Raw genomic sequence first — 15,008 nt, 5'->3', positions numbered from 1 at the left:
GGCCGGACTTGCATGATCGGCCGCGCGGCGCGTTCGCGAAGCCGATGACAAAAAGTATAGGCGGCAGCGCCGGACTTTCCGGGAGCGGCGCGCACGCCCCCGCGGCGTCGATCGACCGCATCCGCCGACGCTCGCGTTCAGTCCCGCACGTGCTTCGCTGCGGAGAGGGCCGGCAATCCGCTGCACGCGATGCGCCGCGTTACGGCAACGGCGCGAGCAGCCGGCGCGCCGCTTCGACCACGCGCGCGGACAGCGACGCCATCGTCGGCGATTGCACGGTCCATGCATGCCAGTACAGCGCGACGTCGGTCGGATGCGCGGGCGCGAGATCGACGAGCCCCTGCGTGTCGAGCGGCGCGCCGCCGATCAGCGGCTCCGGCACCATCGCGTAGCCGAGCCCATGCCGCACCGCCGCGAAGTGCGCGTGCGTGCCCGGCACGTAGTGACACGGATACGCGCGTTCGGGCAAGCCGAATTTCTCTTTCAGGAACGCGGACTGCAGCGTGTCGCGCCGCGAATACGCGACGACGGGTGCGGCCCGCGCGCTCGTGCGGTTCAGGCCGCGCGGGAACCAGCGAGCGGCGAACGCGGCCGCGGCAAGCAGCCGGTAGCGCATCGTGCCGAGCGGCGTCGCGACGCAGCCTCGCATCGGCTTCGGCTCGGTCGTCACGCAACCGACGGCCATCCCGCTCTCCAGCAGTGCGAACGTGTGATCCTGGTCCTCGACGATCAGCTCGAACAGGATGCGTTCGCCCGCGAGCACCGACGTCAGCGCGGGCAGGAACCAGGTGCCGAGACTGTCGGAGTTCAGCGCGATCGTGACCGAGATCGGCGATTCACGCTCGGCCGCGAGCGTGCTTTGCAGATCGGCCTGCAGCAGCGCGACGCGGCGCAGATGCTGCAGCACGCGCTGGCCGGCCACCGTCGGCCGGCACGGGCGCGTGCGCAGCACGAGCGGCGTGCCGAGGCTCGCTTCGAGCGCACGCACCCGCTGCGTGATCGCGGACGCGGTCACGTGCAGCCGCACGGCCGCCTGCTCGAAGCTGCCGGTGTCGGCGACGGCCAGCAGCGCTGCGGCCTGCTTCGGATCGATCGTCATCGACATGTCGGCGCAATTCCTGTGAACGTAAGACGAGAACAGGCGCTAGTGTAAGGCAGCGCGCGCGACGGCTCAGCGCGCGGGACGGCGTTCGCCCGGATGCATGCGGCGATGGCGACGCACGCGGGATTTGCACTACGCTGTGTGGACACACACGCCGCTGCGCCAGTAACGACGCACGCAGAGCAGGTCGCGCCACCGTCGCGATTCGCATCCCGATCCGCGCAACCGCCCAGACGACGGAGCAACCCACGATGATCTTCCGGCAACTGTTCGACCCGCAATCGTCGACCTACACCTATCTGCTCGCCGACCCCGCATCGCGCGAAGCGCTGCTGATCGATCCGGTGTTCGAGCAGGTGCGCCGCGACGCCGCGCTGCTCGACGAGCTCGGGCTGCGGCTCGTCGTGACCGTCGACACGCACGTGCATGCCGATCACGTGACGGGCGCGTGGCTGCTGAAACAGCGCACCGGCAGCGCGATCGCGATCTCGGCCGCGAGCGGCGCGCACGGCGCTGACCGCTATCTGAACGACGGCGATCGCTGCGCATTCGGCGCGCGTTACCTGACCGTGCGCGCGACGCCCGGCCATACGAGCGGCTGCATCAGCCTCGTGCTCGACGACGAGTCGATGGCGTTTACCGGCGACTGCCTGCTGATTCGCGGCACCGGACGCACCGACTTCCAGCAGGGCGACCCGCGTGCGCTGTATCGCGCGGTGCACGGCCGGCTGTTCACGCTGCCGGCCGCGTGCCTGCTGTACCCGGCGCACGACTATCGCGGGCTGACGGTCACGAGCGTCGGCGAGGAGCGGCGCTTCAATCCACGTCTCGGCGGCGATCTCAGCGAGGACGACTTCGCGGGCTACATGCGCAATCTCGGGCTCGCGCATCCGCGCCAGATCGACGTCGCGGTGCCCGCGAACCTGCAATGCGGGGTCGCCGCAAACGCGCCCGATGCACAGGCGGCGCCCGACTGGGCGCCGCTCGTCTACACGTTCGCCGGGTTCTGGGAAATCGATCCGCAGTGGCTCGAGGATCACCTGCCGGCGGTGCAGATCGTCGACGTGCGCGAGCCCGACGAATTCACCGGCCCGCTCGGCCATCTGCCCGGCGCAACGCCGATCCCGCTCGGCGAACTGGCCGCGCGTACCGGTGAACTCGCGCACGACCGGCCGATCGTGACCGTGTGCCGCGCGGGCGGACGCTCGGCGCAGGCCACGGTGATCCTGCGCAAGGCCGGGTTCGACGCCGTCGCAAATCTCGGTGGCGGCATGCTGCGCTGGCGCGGCGAAGGGCGCGTCGTGATGGACGGCCGGTCGTAGCGGTACGACGCCCGCAACGAAAAAAACTCGGCCGGATGTCGAATCGGCGTCGCGCCGTTCGTCGTCCAGGTATCCGACCACCTGGCGCTGCACGACGCGGCGCCGACACCCTGAGAGACCCGAGATGACGCCGACGCTCTATGCCCATCCCTTTTCGTCGTACTGCCAGAAGGCACTCACCGCGCTGTACGAGAACGCCACGCCGTTCGAATACCGCGTGCTCGCGCACGACGATCCGAAGCCGATGCAGGAACTGGCTGCGCTATGGCCGATGAAACGCTTCCCGGTGCTGGTCGACGCGGGCCGCACGGTGATCGAGGCAACGATCATCGTCGAGTACCTCGATCTCTACCATCCGGGCCCCGTGCGGCTGGTGCCGGAAGACCGGCGTGCGGCGCTGGAAGTGCGGACGATGGATCGCTTCTTCGACAACTACGTGGCTACTCCGCAGCAGAAAGTCGTGTTCGATGCGCTGCGGCCGGAGCACGAGCGCGATGCGCGCGGCGTGGCCGACGCGCGCGCGATGCTGGAGACGGCGTATGCATGGCTGGATCGCACGATGGCCGATCGCGAATGGGCGGCCGGCGACCGCTTCAGCCTCGCCGATTGCGGCGCGGCACCGTTCCTGTTCTACGCGGACTGGACGCACCGGATCGATTCGTCGTTCTCGAACGTGATCGCGTACCGCAAGCGGCTGCTTGCGCGGCCCTCGTTCGCGCGTGCGGTCGACGAGGCGCGGCCGTACCGTTCGTTCTTCCCGCTCGGTGCGCCCGATCGCGACTGACATGCGAGTTCGCGGCCGCGCAGGCCGCGGCATGCGCATGTCGGGCGGCCGGCGCGCCGGGCCGGCAGCGCGGTCCCGGGCGGCGTGACGACAGCAGCGGATGCATTACGGCGCCGCCCTGTTACATCGCGGTGTGCCTGACCGACTGCGCGAGCGTCAGCAGTTCGTCGAATTGCGTGATCAGCTCGAAGCAGAGCAGGAACGCGAACGTATAGGCGGGCGCGGGGAAGCGCCGGATCGCTTCCAGCACTTGCGGCGCGAATCGCGCGCGAATCGCATCGCGCGTCAGCAGCCACGCGATCGCGATGCCGATCGCCGCACCGGCGATCAGGTCGGTCGGATAGTGATAGCCGAGATACGCGCGCGGCACGCAGATGAACAAAACCGCATACAGCAGCGCGAGCACGCCGGCGCGCCGCGAGATGATGAAGATGCCGGTCGCGATCGCCATCCAAAGCATAGCGTGATCGCTCGGAAACGAACTCCACGCCTGCAGCGTGGCCGCACGCAACTCCTCGGACGGAAAGTGCAGATGCAAGTCCGGGTTGTAGATCGGCCGCACGCGGAACGGCAGGACTTTCGCGAGCAACCGGCCGAACGCGAGCGCGACGAGGCCGCTCGCGACCGTCGCGACGACGAGCTCGCGTTGCCGTTCGCGCTGCGGCCCGGGCTGGAACCATAGCCAGCACAGCACCGGGATGAGCACGAAGCCCTTGAAGGTGTACAGGCCGGCGATCACGCGGATTGCATGATTGATCAGCGGGCCGAACGTGATGTGAGTGAGAAAGGTCTGGATCGTGGTGTCGAAATTGTTCATGTCGTGCGACCCCGACGGCCGCCCGCGCACGCCGCGCGGCCGGCAGGATCAGAGAGCGCGCCCGCACCGGGGCGCAATGGGGGGCAAGTATGTCATCGGTAATTTCGAAGAAAATGGGAAAAAATACCGGGATTCCCCTGAGAAAACGCGATGTCGTAGTGGGGACGGATTGGAGCGCGCCGTGCGCTGCGGTCATGGCGATTCATCGGATGGTTGCGCGCGCATCAATCTGAGCGGACAAAAAATAATCCGTTGAACTGCGCGATTCGGCGCGTGGTCGGCAAGCTTGCACCGGATGCGCGAGTGCGGCCCGCGGCTCGCGCCGGATTGTCGTGCCGCGCCGTGTGACGCCGCGCCGAACGAAATCGAAAAGAAAAGGCGGGCAAGCCCTGCGGCCTGCCCGCGTCACATCCCGGCGCCGCAAATTACCGGCGCCACATCCGCACGGCCAGCGCACCCAGCGACGTTGCCACTGCCAGCACGATCACTGCGGTCCAGCCCAACTGCGCGAGCAATGTACTGCCCGCCGCCGCCCCGGCCGCCATCCCGATGAACATGCCGACGAACAGCACCGCGTTGAGGCGGCTGCGCGATGCCGGATCGATTCGATACACGATCGACTGGTGCGCGATCAGCGTCGCCTGTACGCCGAGATCGAAGCCGATCGTCGCGGCGGCGAGCAGCACGAGTTGCGCATGCGGGGTCAGCAGCGGCGCAGCGGCCATTGACGCGAACGACACCGTCGAGATCGCGATGCCGATCCGCGTGACGCGCTCGGGACCATGGTGGTCGGCGAGGCGTCCGGCAATGGGCGCAGCCAGCGCACCGGCCGCGCCTGCGAGTCCGAATGCGCCGGCGGCCGCGCTGCCGAGGTGGAACGGCGCGCCATGCAGCATCACCGCGAGCGTCGACCAGAACGCGCTGAACCCGACGGCGAGCAATCCCTGTGCAAGCGCCGCGCGGCGCAGTGCGGGGTGACGGCGCCACAGTTCGCCGAGCGATCCGATCAGCGCGCGGTACGACAACTGCGTGGTCGGCGCGAAGCGCGGCAGCCCGCGTGCGGCCACGACGCCGATTGCGGCGACGCTGGCGGCCGCGAGCGCGAACATCGCGCGCCAGCCGGCCGTTTCCGCGACGAAGCCGGCAACGACGCGCGACAGCAGAATGCCGAGCAGCAACCCGGTCATCACCGTGCCGACGATGCGGCCGCGATGCGTATCGTGTGCGAGCGTCGCGGCGGCGGGCACCACGTCCTGCGCCATCGTCGCGGTCAGCCCGATCGCGAAACTTGCCGCCAGCATCAGCCCGAGCGACGGCGCGACCGCCGCGAGCAGCAAAGCGCCCACCAGCGCCGCGGCTTTCGTCACGATCACGCGGCGCCGGTCGAAGCGATCGCCGAGCGGCGCGAGCAGCAGGATGCCGAGCGCGTAGCCGAGCTGGGTGAGCGTCGGCACGAAGCCGATCGCACGGGCAGACGCGCCGAGATCGGCGCCGAGCGCGGCGAGCATCGGCTGCGCGTAGTACAGCGGTGCGACGCCGAGACCGGCGGCCGCGGCGAGCAGCAGCACGAGCCGGCGATCGAGCGTCGACGAGGCGGCCGCGTGGGCCGGTGCATGAGCCGCGCGCGGCGCGGCAGCGAGACGGGTCGGAGTGGACATCGCGTGCATCCTTGTTCGGTTAGCGGATGGACGCCAGTGTGCCGACGCGCCCGCAGCCACGGTAGTGCCGCGCGGTGCAGATTTGTTATACGCTGCGTGCATGACTGACAAAATCTCCGCTTCGCCCGCCGTTGGCGGCTCTGCCCGCATCGACACGGTGCCTGTCGACGGCGCCAGCTATCGTTTCGAGTTGATGGAAACGTTCGTACGCATAGTGGAAGCTGGCAGTCTGTCGGCGGCTGCGGTGCAACTCCATACGACGCAACCGACCGTCAGCCGGCGGTTGCAGACGCTCGAGCGCTCGCTCGGCATGCGCCTGCTGCAGCGGACGACGCATACGATGCGGCTGACCGTCGACGGCGAGCGTTGCTTTACGCGCGCAAAGGAGCTGCTTGCCAGTTGGGCGGCATTCGAGGCCGACCTGCGCGGCGCGCAGGAGGAGCCTGACGGGTTGCTGCGCGTGGCGGTGCCGCATGCGTTCGGGCAGGAGCGCTTCGTCGCGCCGCTTGCGACGTTTCTGCGCGATTACCCGCGCGTATCGGTCGAATGGCTGCTGCAGGACGACGTGCGCGATTTCGTCGGCAGCGGGATCGATTGCGCGATCCAGGTCGGCGAGCCGACCGATCCTGGGGTCGTCGCGATCCGGTTGTCGAGGGTGCCGCGCTTCGTGGTGGCCGCGCCGTCGGTGCTGAACGGCGCGCAGGTGCCGGCCGATCCGGACGCGCTCGCCGCGTTGCCGTGGCTCGCGCTGCGCACGTATTACCGGACGGAGCTGACGCTCACACATGCCGTCACGGGCGACACGCGCCGCATCGCGATCCGGCCGCGCATCACGACCGCGAACCTGTACGCGCTGCGCAGCGCGGCGCTGCTGGGCATCGGCGCGTGCGTCGGCTCATCGTGGCTGCTCGCCGACAACCTCGCGCGCGGCGAGCTCGTGCATCTCGCGCCCGACTGGCAGGCCGCGCCATTGCCGGTGTACCTGACTTACCCGCACGCGCAGTTCTATCCGTCGCGGCTCGTGCGCTTCGTTGCGATGATGCGCGAGGCCGTGCCCCCGCTCGTCGAAGGGCCCGACATCTAGCGCGTCGGCTCGCGCGGTCAGCCGCGCCGGATGCCTTCGGGCAGCGCGCTGATGCGGCGCACTTCGGGCGAGTCGAGCCACGCGCGCGAACTCGCGCAGTCGACGAACATGTCGGTCGCGTCGTCGCCCCAGAACAAGTCGCCGTCGAGTTCGAAGGTCGGCACGCCGAACACGCCGTGCGCGATGGCCCGATCGGTGTTCGCGCGCAGCGCATCCTTCACCGGTTGCGCATCGACCGCCGTCACGCCTTCCGGAAAACCCACCGCTTCGCACAGCGCGGCGAAGCCGTCCGGCGTCGACACGTCGTGGCCGTCGCGCCAGATGTGCCGGAAGATCCGCCGGATCGCGTCGGGCGTGTTTCCCATCGCGATCGCGAGGCGCAGCGGCCGGATCGGGTTGAACGGATGGGCGGGCGGCATCCGGAATGGAATGCCGAGCTTGTCCGCGCGGTATTGCGCGTGGCGATAGGTAAAGATGCGCTTCGCCGCGATCTCGGCCGGCGCTTTCTGCCCCCAGTGCGCGAGCAGCGCGCCCAGCACGATTGGCTTCGGTTCGTACGCGGCGGCAGGGGGCAGCCGGTCGAACCGTTCCTGCTGCAAATAGGCGAACGGCGAAACGAAATCGAAATACCAGGTGGCGGTGCGCGCGGTGGTCATCGTCGGTTCCTGTTGTGCATATGGGCGGGCGGTTGAGCGGGCGGCGCAGGCAGGCGGCGCGACGCGCGCATCAGCGGCCAGTGTCGCATGGGCGCCTTATCCGGCGTCGAGCGCCGCATGTTCGACACCAATTTCCCGGTCGACAAAGCGGCGTATTCGTACATGAACGGCTGGAATGCGTTCGAGGGCGCGAGCACGCACGCTTGCGCAGGCGTGCGGGACGCGTTTTTCCCCGGCACGGCACGCTCGTGTATCGGTTGGATTGTGACCGGCGCTCTGCCGCGCGTCCGGCGGCCGGTTCAGCCCTTCTCGACCAGCGCCGCGAGTTTCGCGAGCGCCATGCGCCAGCCGGTTTCGTTGTCGGCGGCGGGCACACCGGGCGGCACGCCGTCATGCACCGCGTCGACGCGCGTGCCGCCTTCCTCGTCGCGCAGCGTGATCGTGACCGTCATGGCGCCGCGCAGCATCGGATCGTCGGTTTCGAACACGTCGATTTCGACGATGCGCTCGTCGGGCACGAGCGTCACGAAGCGGCCGTGATAGGTGTCGGTGTGCGCGGTGGTCTTTCCGCTATCGCCCGACGGTTCGTCGTAGCTCAGCGATACGCGCAGCGCGCCGCCTTCGCGCGTGTCGTAAGCGTGCACGCGGCATGTCATGCCGTCCGGCACTTTCCATTGTTCGACCGCGTGCGGATCGAGCAGCGCGCGATAGACGCGCCCGCGCGGTGCGTTCAGGTGCCGGCTGACCCGGGTCGAATGCGTGTGCATGTGCAGCATGTCGCCTCCTGCGGAACGCGCGCGACGGTGCACGCCGGCGTCCGGCGTGTCGTCACGCGTTGTTCAGGAATGCTAGGCGCGTACAACGCGGCACGCAATGGCCGGGTCCAGCGTTTTCAGCGCAGCGCGCCCGCGAGTTCGTCGAGCTGCGTGATGCAGGTGTTCCAGCCCTCGAAAAAACCGAGTGCGTCGTGGCGTTCGCGCGTCGCCGCGTCGGGGTGCATCACGCGGGCCTCGTAGCGGCAGCCTGCGTCGGCGTCGGTCATCGTGACGATGGCCGTGAAGCCGAGCCACGGCGCTTGCGGCCGCCACCCGCCGGCCAGCATCGACGTGAACACGATCCGCGTTTCGGGCACGATTTCGAGGAAGCAGCCGGGATTGTCGCTCGTGCCGCCTTCGGGGCCGCGCATGAACGTGTGGAAGGCCCCGCCCGGGCGCAGGTCGAACGCGCGGACTTCGGTCGTCCACGGTTGCGGGCACCACCATTCCTTCAGCAGGTCGGGGTCGGTCCACGCGCGCCACAGCGCGCGGCGCGGCGCGCGCAGCGTGCGCGTGATTACGAGATCATTGGCTTCGGCGGGTTCGGCGTGGCTGGCTGACATGCGTGTGTTCCTCCAGGTGCTGGCGTTCGACGAATTCCACGAGACGATCCGAGCGCGCTTCCCACAGCGCACGCTGCGCGGCGAGCCACTGCTCGGCTTCGGCGAGACGGCTGCCGACCAGTTCGCAGGTGCGCGAGCGGCCGGCTTTCCGGGTCTGCACGAGCCCGCTGCGTTCCAGCACCGCGACGTGCTTCATGAACGACGGCAGCGCCATGTCGAACGGCGCGGCCAGTTCGGACACGGTCCGGCCGCCGTCGCGGAGCGCGCCGACGATCCTGCAGCGCGTCGGGTCGGCAAGCGCGTGGAAGACGTCGCTGATACCGGATTGACAGTTATCCATTCGGCTAAGTGTAGGCGGAATGTCGGGCGATGCAATCGAAATTTTCGTCGAGTAGGATGAGCGGCGGGTGACGTGAGCCGGCCGCCGCCGGGTGCGGCGTTGCCAGCCGTCGGCGGCGCGCATCGGTTGGCCGCCGGCGTCACGTCACATTCGGCCGCATGCCGATCGCGCGCATGGCGTCCGTATCGATACCGGAGAGGGCATGACTCAAGCTGTTGCCGTACGCCGCGTCGACGCGAGCGAAGCACGCGCCTGCATCGACGCACTGGCCGACGTGCTGATCGATTGCGTCGAGGGCGGGGCGTCCGTCAGCTTCATGCTGCCGATCGCGCGCTCGACGGCCGTCGCGTTCTGGACCGGCGTCGCCGAAGGCGTCGCGAGCGGCGAGCGGATTCTGCTCGTCGCCGAGGATGCCGCCGGCCGCATCGTCGGCACCGTACAGATCGTCACCGCGCAGCCGGAGAACCAGCCGCATCGCGCCGACATCGCAAAGATGCTCGTGTCCCGCCACGCACGCAGGCAGGGGATTGCCGCGCGGCTGATGGCGGCGGCCGACGAAGCGGCGCGCGATGCGGGCAAGACCGTGCTCGTGCTCGATACGGTGACGGGCGGCGATGCCGAGCGCCTGTACGAACGTGCCGGCTGGCAGCGTGTCGGCGTCGTGCCGAACTATGCGCTGATGCCGGACGGCTCGTTGTGCTCGACCACGTACTTTCACAAGCAGCTCGGGTAAAACGGTTCGGGCCGCTTCGACGCAGGCGTGCAGCGGCGCGACGATGCGCCGGCGAACGCCGGTCTTTCATGCCGCCGTGAATCTCGTCGCTGCTGTTCGCCACGCACGCGGCGGGGGGCGGCGCACGCTGCCGCCGGACGGCCCGGGCCCGGCCCGGTCGGCGGCGGGATCCCGACAGCACGAAAAGCCGCGCCATGGGCGGCGCCGCTCCGATATAGTGGCGCTGGAAATTGCCCCTGATCGCCCACGGAATCGCCGCGTCGATGAAACGCTCCCATGTCGCTTTCGCCCTCACGGGCCTGCTCGTCGCAGTGCCGATCGCCGCGTACGCGCTCGTCAAGCCTCTGCGGGTCGTCGCGCCCGCGCTGCTGCCGGGCGTGTCATGCCCGAGCGCGGACATCTGCACGGACGACCCCGCGAAGCTCGGCGACGCGCAGCAGCTCTATCGCGACGGGTACGCGCGCGCGGCGGCGGCAGTGGGCGCGTTCCGCGCGGCGCCGCGCGTCGTGTTCTGCTCGACGCGCGAATGTGCGGACAAGTTCGGTCTCGGCGAACGCGCGGCACTGACGCTCGGCGATTTCGGGGTGGTCATCGCGCCGCGCGGCTGGCAGACCTACTTTCTCGCGCATGAACTGATCCATCATCGCCAGGCCGAAGTACTCGGCAATTTCGCGGTCGCGACCAAGCCGCGCTGGCTGATCGAAGGGATGGCGTATGCGCTCAGCGACGATCCGCGTCATCCGCTGACGGAGCCGTTCGAGTCGTGGCGCACCCGGTTCGCGGCATGGCATGCCGCGTTGGGGCGCGAGCCGCTGTGGGAGGCGGCGAAGGCGGTGGAATAACGGTCGCGCCCGACCGGTGTGCGGCGCCGTGCCGCTACGCCCGGACGGCCGGATCGTCGGGCGTCCCGACGAGCGCGCGCCGGCTCGCGTCGAGGATTTCGTCGGCCAGCGCCGGATCGGCGCCGGCGACCGCGCGCGACAATACCAGCGCGCCGATCATTTGGCTGAAGAGGGCAATTGCGTCGGCGCGTGCATCGGTCGCCGCCGGGTTTTCCGCGGCTATCGTTCGCTCGAGCCGGTCGAGATAACCGGCCACGCCGTGCGCATAGCAGGCGCGCGCCGCGTCGGTGACGCGCGGGGCGTCGCCGGCGAAGCCGGACAGCGGGCAGCCGGCTTCGACGTTGTCGCGATGCGCGCTCGACAGGTACGCCGTCACCTGCGTCGCGACGCTGCCGGCATTCGGCGAATCCGCGCGATCCTGCATCGCCTTTTCCATCACCGCGGCCACCAGCGCGTCCTTCGACTTGAAGTGATTGTAGAAGCCGCCTTGCGTGAAGCCCGCTTCCTTCATCAGCTCGGTCAACCCGACCGCATCGACGCCGCGCACCCGGAACAGCCGCTCCGCCGCCGCGATGATCGCGTTGCGGTTTTCTGCCGCCTGTTGTCTCGACACACCCATCGATCTCTCCGTCATACCTGTATATTGCAGCGATTGAAAAACATAATGGCGATCACCATTGACGTGTCCGTGTCCCGCTGCCACAATGCGCGGCAAAGACAAGGGTGATCGCCATTGACATCGAGTGTAGCCGACTTCGCGACCGAAGCGAAGCCCTCGGCGCGACACGCGAAGGCGTCGCTCGGGTCTTGGATGCGGGCGGGCGGGCGCGGCCGGCGGCTCAGGCGGCGTTCCCGCACCTGCGAAGCAACGGTTCGGTAAGCGAAGGCAGCGTGTTATTTCACAGGATCCCGGCCGTGCGGCGAACCGGCGCGACTGGGGTCGACTATCCGAAAGGAACGATCATGAGGATCGAGGGTGCAGTCGTTTTCGTCACGGGCGCAAATCGCGGGCTGGGTCTCGAATTCGCGAAGCAGGCGCTCGAACGCGGAGCGCGGAAGGTGTATGCGGGTGCGCGCGATCCGGCCAGCGTCACGTTGCCGGGCGTGGTGCCGGTGAGGCTCGACGTGACGGATCCGTCGGCCGTCGCCGCAGCCGCCGATGCGGCCCGCGACGTCACGCTGCTGATCAACAACGCGGGCATCGCGCGGCTCGGCAGCCTCGTCGACGACGGCGCGGTGGACGCGTTGCGCGATCATTTCGAAACCAACGTGTTCGGAATGCTGGCGATGTCCCGCGCATTTGCGCCGACCCTCGCCGGCAACGGCGGCGGCGCGATCCTGAACGTGTTGTCGATCGCGAGCTGGGTGAACCGGCCGAGCCTGTCGGGCTACGGCGTATCGAAGTCGGCCGCGTGGGCACTGACCAACGGATTGCGGCATTCGCTGCGCGAGCAGCGCACGCAGGTGGTCGGGCTGCATGCCGGGTTCATCGATACGGACCTCACGCGCGGCTTCGACGTGCCGAAGGCGGCGCCGTCCGACGTCGTACGCCAGGCGTACGACGCGATCGAGTCCGGTGCGGAGGAGGTGTCCACCGACGAGTTCACGCGACAGGTGAAGGCTGCGTTGTCGTCGGGCGTTTATCTGGAAGAACCGGCGCCGCGTTGACGCAGCCGGCAATGCGAACCCGCCGCCCGCGCCGCGAGGGTGCGGCCGGCCGGGCGTGTCAAACCGTCGTGTCGATGATGCCCGGGATCTTCACGTCCGGGTTTACGTCCGCGTCGTAGTCGACGCCGGCGATCTCGAAGCCGAACAGGCGCAGGAACTCGGTCTTGTAGCCTGCGAAGTCGGTCATCTCGTACAGGTTGTCGTTCGTGACCTTGTCCCACATCGCGACGACCTGATTCTGCACTTGCGGATCGAGTTCCTTGTAGTCCGCGCGCAGCCGGCCTTCTTCGTCGATGTGCGGCGTCGCGCCGTACAGGCTGTCCTTCAGCAGCCCGTAGACCTGCTCGATGCAGCCTTCGTGCGTGCCCTTTTCCTTCATCACCTTGAACAGCAGCGACAGGTAGAGCGGCATCATCGGAATCGCGGAGCTCGCCTGCGTGACGACGGCCTTCAGCACCGATACGCGTGCATCGCCGCCGTGCGCAGCCAGCTTGTCGCGAATCGACAGCACCTTCTTGTCGAGATCCTTCTTCGCTTCGCCGATCGAGCCGTTCCAGTAGATGTCGTGCGTGATCTGTTCGCCGAGATAGGTGAACGCGGTCGTCTTCGCGCCGTCGGCGAGCACGCCGGCTTCATCGAGCGCGTCGATCCACATCTGCCAGTCCTCGCCGCCCATCACGGCGACGGTGCCGTCGATCTCTTCCTGCGTCGCCGGTTCGAGCGACACTTCGCGGATCACTTCCTTGTCGGTGTCGAGGCCGCGGAACGTGACCGCCTTGCCGACCGGCTTCAGCGTCGAGCTGATCGTTTCGCCCGTCTTCGGATGCGTGCGGCGCGGCGCAGCGAGGCTGTAGACGACCAGGTCGACCTTGCCGAGATCCTGCTTGATCGTGTCGATCGTGATCTGCTTGACCTTGTCGGAGAACGCGTCGCCGTTGATGCTGCGCGCATAGAGCCCCTTTTCGGCGGCGAATTTTTCGAATGCGGCGCTGTTGTACCAGCCGGCCGTGCCCGGCTTCGTTTCGCTGCCGGCACGCTCGAAGAACACGCCGAGCGTGTCCGCGCCCGAGCCGAATGCGGCCGATATCCGGGCGGCGAGGCCGTAGCCGGTCGACGCGCCGATCACGAGCACCTTCTTCGGGCCGTTGGCGATCGGGCCGTGCGAAGTCACGTAGTCGATCTGTTCCTTGACGTTGGCTTCGCAGCCGACCGGATGAGTCGTCACGCAGATGAAGCCACGCACGCGCGGTTTGATGATCATGAAAACCTCTGTCTAATCGGAAAGGCGGGGACGGCCTGAAATCGGAAAAATCCCGCGCATTGTAATGGAAGCGGGCACCGGTGGCGCGGCTGCCGGTCGAGCTGGCAGCGATGGCGAAGCTCGCGCATGCGAACGGCGATGCCGCTCTGCCGCAGCGCTACTGGCGCCACGCGAATCGCTGGGAATGGCTCGGCTGCCCGGCGTTCTTCGCGATGCTGACCGTCCATTTCCTGATGGTGCTCAAGCCGATGTGAGCCTGTTGCCGGCGTGCGGGAGCGGCGGCGCAAGCGCAGTCAATCGATCGATTCGTGATGCTCGCGCCAAAAGCAGGAGCGCAAAGCATGAGATCGGCGGAGTGGGTTCTCTACTTCGACGGCGATGTCCGTTATGCGTCGCGGAAAGCCGGCGTTCCTGCGCGTGCCGGCCGCGTCGCTGCGCGCCGCGATGGGCGAGCCGCTGCTGGACGGGCAGCGCGCGATGCCGGCGCGGCTGCTTCAGCACGGATTCACGTTCTGCATTCCGACGGGCGAGCACGCGCTGCGCGACCCGACGAGGCGGCCGCACATCGATTTCGCGCATGCGGCCCGCCGTTTTCCCCGGGGTCGTGTATAACTTCGACGTGACCGCGTTCGGGCCGTGTCGTGCGCCCCGGACGCCCCGCATCCGACCTCACCAGGAGCCCGCATGCTGCATGTCCTCGGCAAGATTCCGTCCATCAACGTCCGCAAGGTGCTGTGGCTGTGCACCGAACTCGATCTGCCGTTCGAACAGGAAGACTGGGGTGCGGGATTCCGCACCACCAATGACCCGGCCTATCTCGCGCTGAATCCGAACGGCCTCGTGCCGGTCGTCAAGGACGACGACTTCGTGCTGTGGGAGTCGAACACGATCATCCGTTATCTCGCGAACCGCTACGGTGGCGACGCGCTCTATCCGGCCGAGCCGCGTGCGCGTGCGCGAGTCGACCAGTGGATCGACTGGCAGGCGTCGGACCTGAACCGGTCCTGGGTCGGCGCGTTCCTTGGCCTCGTGCGCAAGTCGCCCGACCATCAGGATCCCGCAGCGATCGCGCAGTCGATCGCGGGCTGGACCAGACACATGCAGGTGCTGAACGCGCAATTGGAGTCGACCGACGCGTTCGTGGCCGGCGATCGCTTCACGCTCGCCGACATTCCGATCGGCCTGTCGGTGAACCGCTGGTTCGGCACGCCGTTCGAGCATCCGGATTTCCCGGCGGTGCAGCGCTACATCGACCGGCTCGCGACGCGCGACCGGTTCAAGCGGTACGCGGGCAGCGCGAATCCGTAACGCGCCCCGTAATGCGCCGCACCCGCTTCGGCGCGCAGCGGCGCACCGACGGCCG

General features: G+C 68.4%; 18 protein-coding genes. 9 read left to right on the top strand and 9 right to left on the bottom strand.

What is annotated here, in order from left to right:
- Window positions 1-199: 199 nt before the first annotated feature.
- The gene (locus tag WK25_RS28900; RefSeq protein WP_040138820.1) at window positions 200-1,105 is read right to left on the bottom strand and encodes an HTH-type transcriptional regulator ArgP; all 906 of its coding nucleotides are present in this window, start codon (window positions 1,103-1,105) and stop codon (window positions 200-202) included.
- Window positions 1,106-1,353: 248 nt separating this feature from the next.
- On the opposite strand from WK25_RS28900, the gene WK25_RS28895 reads away from it, so the two are divergent.
- Complete coding sequence (locus WK25_RS28895; protein ID WP_069243398.1) at window positions 1,354-2,424, top strand: rhodanese-like domain-containing protein; 1,071 nt, start codon at window positions 1,354-1,356, stop codon at window positions 2,422-2,424.
- Window positions 2,425-2,548: 124 nt separating this feature from the next.
- Window positions 2,549-3,208, top strand: coding sequence for a glutathione S-transferase family protein (locus WK25_RS28890; protein WP_059548365.1), 660 nt, complete (start codon window positions 2,549-2,551; stop codon window positions 3,206-3,208).
- A gap of 121 nt (window positions 3,209-3,329) precedes the next feature.
- On the opposite strand, the gene WK25_RS28885 is transcribed toward WK25_RS28890, so the two are convergent.
- Window positions 3,330-4,025, bottom strand: coding sequence for a phosphatase PAP2 family protein (locus tag WK25_RS28885; protein WP_059548527.1), 696 nt, complete (start codon window positions 4,023-4,025; stop codon window positions 3,330-3,332).
- A 425-nt stretch (window positions 4,026-4,450) separates the two neighbouring features.
- Window positions 4,451-5,683, bottom strand: coding sequence for an MFS transporter (locus WK25_RS28880; protein WP_040140855.1), 1,233 nt, complete (start codon window positions 5,681-5,683; stop codon window positions 4,451-4,453).
- 100 nt (window positions 5,684-5,783) lie between these two features.
- On the opposite strand from WK25_RS28880, the gene WK25_RS28875 reads away from it, so the two are divergent.
- The gene (locus WK25_RS28875) at window positions 5,784-6,767 is read left to right on the top strand and encodes a LysR family transcriptional regulator (protein WP_069243397.1); all 984 of its coding nucleotides are present in this window, start codon (window positions 5,784-5,786) and stop codon (window positions 6,765-6,767) included.
- Between the two features lie 17 nt (window positions 6,768-6,784).
- On the opposite strand, the gene WK25_RS28870 is transcribed toward WK25_RS28875, so the two are convergent.
- From WK25_RS28870 to WK25_RS28855, 4 genes are all read right to left on the bottom strand, one after another.
- The gene (locus WK25_RS28870; RefSeq protein WP_069243396.1) at window positions 6,785-7,423 is read right to left on the bottom strand and encodes a 2-hydroxychromene-2-carboxylate isomerase; all 639 of its coding nucleotides are present in this window, start codon (window positions 7,421-7,423) and stop codon (window positions 6,785-6,787) included.
- Window positions 7,424-7,722: 299 nt separating this feature from the next.
- Window positions 7,723-8,199 (bottom strand): SRPBCC family protein, encoded by a 477-nt coding sequence (locus WK25_RS28865; protein WP_059548360.1) that lies wholly within the window; start codon window positions 8,197-8,199, stop codon window positions 7,723-7,725.
- Between the two features lie 116 nt (window positions 8,200-8,315).
- On the bottom strand, window positions 8,316-8,801 hold the full coding sequence (locus tag WK25_RS28860) for an SRPBCC family protein (RefSeq protein ID WP_069243395.1): 486 nt from the start codon (window positions 8,799-8,801) through the stop codon (window positions 8,316-8,318).
- On the bottom strand, window positions 8,764-9,141 hold the full coding sequence (locus WK25_RS28855; protein WP_040138813.1) for an ArsR/SmtB family transcription factor: 378 nt from the start codon (window positions 9,139-9,141) through the stop codon (window positions 8,764-8,766). Before WK25_RS28855 ends, WK25_RS28860 begins: the two co-directional genes overlap by 38 nt.
- Before the next feature lie 202 nt (window positions 9,142-9,343).
- Here WK25_RS28855 and WK25_RS28850 point away from each other — a divergent pair, with 202 nt between their 5' ends.
- Window positions 9,344-9,874 carry a GNAT family N-acetyltransferase gene (locus WK25_RS28850; protein WP_069243394.1) on the top strand — a complete coding sequence of 177 codons (531 nt, stop codon included), beginning with the start codon at window positions 9,344-9,346 and terminating at the stop codon, window positions 9,872-9,874.
- 263 nt (window positions 9,875-10,137) lie between these two features.
- Window positions 10,138-10,716, top strand: coding sequence for a hypothetical protein (locus WK25_RS28845; RefSeq protein ID WP_069243393.1), 579 nt, complete (start codon window positions 10,138-10,140; stop codon window positions 10,714-10,716).
- Between the two features lie 34 nt (window positions 10,717-10,750).
- Here WK25_RS28845 and WK25_RS28840 read toward each other — a convergent pair whose 3' ends face one another.
- Window positions 10,751-11,335, bottom strand: coding sequence for a TetR/AcrR family transcriptional regulator (locus tag WK25_RS28840; protein ID WP_040138810.1), 585 nt, complete (start codon window positions 11,333-11,335; stop codon window positions 10,751-10,753).
- 344 nt (window positions 11,336-11,679) lie between these two features.
- Here WK25_RS28840 and WK25_RS28835 point away from each other — a divergent pair, with 344 nt between their 5' ends.
- Window positions 11,680-12,384 carry an SDR family oxidoreductase gene (locus tag WK25_RS28835; protein ID WP_069243582.1) on the top strand — a complete coding sequence of 235 codons (705 nt, stop codon included), beginning with the start codon at window positions 11,680-11,682 and terminating at the stop codon, window positions 12,382-12,384.
- A 58-nt stretch (window positions 12,385-12,442) separates the two neighbouring features.
- Here the strand turns inward: WK25_RS28835 and fabV are convergent, their stop codons facing one another.
- Window positions 12,443-13,645, bottom strand: a complete 1,203-nt coding sequence (fabV, locus tag WK25_RS28830) for an enoyl-ACP reductase FabV (RefSeq protein WP_040138809.1) — start codon at window positions 13,643-13,645, stop codon at window positions 12,443-12,445.
- Window positions 13,646-13,725: 80 nt separating this feature from the next.
- On the opposite strand from fabV, the gene WK25_RS31000 reads away from it, so the two are divergent.
- The 3 genes from WK25_RS31000 (at window position 13,726) to WK25_RS28820 (ending at window position 14,953) form a co-directional block, all read left to right on the top strand.
- Window positions 13,726-13,899 carry a DUF2269 family protein gene (locus WK25_RS31000; RefSeq protein WP_409995361.1) on the top strand — a complete coding sequence of 58 codons (174 nt, stop codon included), beginning with the start codon at window positions 13,726-13,728 and terminating at the stop codon, window positions 13,897-13,899.
- 133 nt (window positions 13,900-14,032) lie between these two features.
- The gene (locus tag WK25_RS28825; RefSeq protein ID WP_069243392.1) at window positions 14,033-14,257 is read left to right on the top strand and encodes a DUF1731 domain-containing protein; all 225 of its coding nucleotides are present in this window, start codon (window positions 14,033-14,035) and stop codon (window positions 14,255-14,257) included.
- A gap of 72 nt (window positions 14,258-14,329) precedes the next feature.
- Window positions 14,330-14,953 (top strand): glutathione S-transferase family protein, encoded by a 624-nt coding sequence (locus tag WK25_RS28820; protein WP_069243391.1) that lies wholly within the window; start codon window positions 14,330-14,332, stop codon window positions 14,951-14,953.
- Window positions 14,954-15,008 lie beyond the last annotated feature (55 nt).

Origin of the sequence: Burkholderia latens (genome assembly GCF_001718795.1) — a bacterium.
GTDB classification, from domain to species: Bacteria; Pseudomonadota; Gammaproteobacteria; order Burkholderiales; family Burkholderiaceae; genus Burkholderia; species Burkholderia latens_A.
The sequence above is the reverse complement of the archived record's forward strand: the minus strand, read 5'-3'. Positions and strand labels throughout refer to the sequence as shown.

Coding starts and splice junctions, on each gene's coding strand:
- WK25_RS28900 (WP_040138820.1), bottom strand. CDS start 1,105: ATGTCGATGACGATCGATCCGAAGCAGGCCGCAGCGCTGCTGGCCGTC.
- WK25_RS28895 (WP_069243398.1), top strand. CDS start 1,354: ATGATCTTCCGGCAACTGTTCGACCCGCAATCGTCGACCTACACCTAT.
- WK25_RS28890 (WP_059548365.1), top strand. CDS start 2,549: ATGACGCCGACGCTCTATGCCCATCCCTTTTCGTCGTACTGCCAGAAG.
- WK25_RS28885 (WP_059548527.1), bottom strand. CDS start 4,025: ATGAACAATTTCGACACCACGATCCAGACCTTTCTCACTCACATCACG.
- WK25_RS28880 (WP_040140855.1), bottom strand. CDS start 5,683: ATGTCCACTCCGACCCGTCTCGCTGCCGCGCCGCGCGCGGCTCATGCA.
- WK25_RS28875 (WP_069243397.1), top strand. CDS start 5,784: ATGACTGACAAAATCTCCGCTTCGCCCGCCGTTGGCGGCTCTGCCCGC.
- WK25_RS28870 (WP_069243396.1), bottom strand. CDS start 7,423: ATGACCACCGCGCGCACCGCCACCTGGTATTTCGATTTCGTTTCGCCG.
- WK25_RS28865 (WP_059548360.1), bottom strand. CDS start 8,199: ATGCTGCACATGCACACGCATTCGACCCGGGTCAGCCGGCACCTGAAC.
- WK25_RS28860 (WP_069243395.1), bottom strand. CDS start 8,801: ATGTCAGCCAGCCACGCCGAACCCGCCGAAGCCAATGATCTCGTAATC.
- WK25_RS28855 (WP_040138813.1), bottom strand. CDS start 9,141: ATGGATAACTGTCAATCCGGTATCAGCGACGTCTTCCACGCGCTTGCC.
- WK25_RS28850 (WP_069243394.1), top strand. CDS start 9,344: ATGACTCAAGCTGTTGCCGTACGCCGCGTCGACGCGAGCGAAGCACGC.
- WK25_RS28845 (WP_069243393.1), top strand. CDS start 10,138: ATGAAACGCTCCCATGTCGCTTTCGCCCTCACGGGCCTGCTCGTCGCA.
- WK25_RS28840 (WP_040138810.1), bottom strand. CDS start 11,335: ATGGGTGTGTCGAGACAACAGGCGGCAGAAAACCGCAACGCGATCATC.
- WK25_RS28835 (WP_069243582.1), top strand. CDS start 11,680: ATGAGGATCGAGGGTGCAGTCGTTTTCGTCACGGGCGCAAATCGCGGG.
- fabV (WP_040138809.1), bottom strand. CDS start 13,645: ATGATCATCAAACCGCGCGTGCGTGGCTTCATCTGCGTGACGACTCAT.
- WK25_RS28825 (WP_069243392.1), top strand. CDS start 14,033: ATGCGTCGCGGAAAGCCGGCGTTCCTGCGCGTGCCGGCCGCGTCGCTG.
- WK25_RS28820 (WP_069243391.1), top strand. CDS start 14,330: ATGCTGCATGTCCTCGGCAAGATTCCGTCCATCAACGTCCGCAAGGTG.